Source organism: Klebsiella sp. ME-303 (genome assembly GCF_007910085.1).
Lineage (GTDB): Bacteria > Pseudomonadota > Gammaproteobacteria > Enterobacterales > Enterobacteriaceae > Klebsiella > Klebsiella michiganensis.
On sequence record NZ_VOJB01000072.1, the window covers coordinates 86,519 to 88,031 of the forward strand.

The window sequence follows — 1,513 nt, forward strand, 5'->3', positions numbered from 1 at the left end:
GCGGCAGCGCCAGCGTGCTCAGCTGCGCGCGCCCGTCCGGAGTACTCAGATCGACCTGCGGCAGCAGGCTGTTAAACAAGAACGTGGAGAGCGGCTGAGCCTGCTCCATCCGCGCCTCGAACGCCGCTTTGCCCTCTTTACGCACCAGCGTATCCGGGTCTTCGCCGTCAGGCAGAAACATAAAGCGTAGCTGGCGACCATCGGTCATGTACGGCAGCGCCGTCTCCAGCGCGCGCCAGGCGGCATCGCGGCCGGCCCGGTCGCCGTCGTAGCAGCAGATGACGTTATTCGTCACCCGGAACAGCAGCTGGATATGGTCGGCCGTGGTCGAGGTACCCAGCGAGGCCACGGCATAATTAATGTCGTACTGCGCCAGCGCCACGACGTCCATATACCCTTCGACAACCAGCAAACGCGGTGGTTCGGGGTTATCCTGCTGCGCTTCATACAGGCCATACAGCTGGCGGCCTTTATGGAATATGTCGGTTTCCGGGGAGTTCAGATACTTCGGCAGGGCATCGCCCAGCACCCGTCCGCCAAACCCAATCACCCGGCCTCGCTTATCGCGGATGGGGAACATCACCCGTTCGCGGAAGCGGTCGTAACTGCGTCCCTGATCGTTGGTGACCAGCATGCCGGCATCAATAAGCGACTGGCGGTTTTCCTGATTGCCGCCAAACCGTTTTAAAACGTTATCCCAACCTGGGGGAGCATAGCCGATGGCAAAGCGCGTAATCACCTCGCTGCTTAACCCCCGTTTCGCCAGGTACTGGCGCGCAGGATCGGCGGCGGGCTGCATCAGAGACTGTTGATAAAACGCATTCAGACCATCCAGTAACTGGTAGAGGTTCTGCCGTTGATGGCGCTCTATCTGGCTGGGTCCGTTGCCTGCTTCATAAGGCACTTCGAGGTTGTGCATGGCGGCCAGCTCTTCGACCGTTTCCACGAACTCGAGCTTGTCGTAGTTCATCAGGAAGTCGATAGCATTGCCGTGCGCCCCGCAGCCGAAGCAGTGGTAAAACTGTTTTTCACCGTTGACGGTGAAAGAGGGGGTTTTTTCGTTATGGAACGGACAGCACGCGTGAAAATTTTTGCCCTGCTTTTTCAGCTTTACCCGCGCATCGATCAGATCGACGATGTCGGTTCTGGCAAGCAGATCGCTAATAAATACACGTGGAATTCGTCCAGCCATAAGCCCCGTTATTTCTGATGACTATAAACGAAAATAAGCCGCGCATTCCTTTCGGAAGCACGGCCTTACAACTACAACTCGGTCTGAATTGAGAGCGTCGCTCTCAACAGATTAGTACAGACGAGTACGGCGTGCGTTTTCGCGAGCCAGTTTCTTCGCGTGACGTTTCACTGCAGAAGCTTTAGCGCGCTTACGTTCGGTAGTCGGTTTTTCATAGAACTCACGACGACGAACTTCCGCCAGAACACCTGCTTTTTCGCAGGAACGCTTGAAGCGACGCAGAGCTACGTCGAACGGCTCGTTTTCACGTACTTTAATTAC

General features: G+C 56.4%; 2 protein-coding genes. Both read right to left on the bottom strand.

The genetic code is table 11. The features are described 5' to 3' along the window. A partial coding sequence (gene dnaG / locus FQK12_RS11155) for a DNA primase (protein ID WP_146295720.1) occupies nt 1–1,192 on the bottom strand: 1,192 nt, incomplete at its 3' end. Between the two features lie 111 nt (nt 1,193–1,303). Continuing rightward, a partial coding sequence (gene rpsU, locus FQK12_RS11160; RefSeq protein ID WP_222435539.1) for a 30S ribosomal protein S21 occupies nt 1,304–1,513 on the bottom strand: 210 nt, incomplete at its 5' end.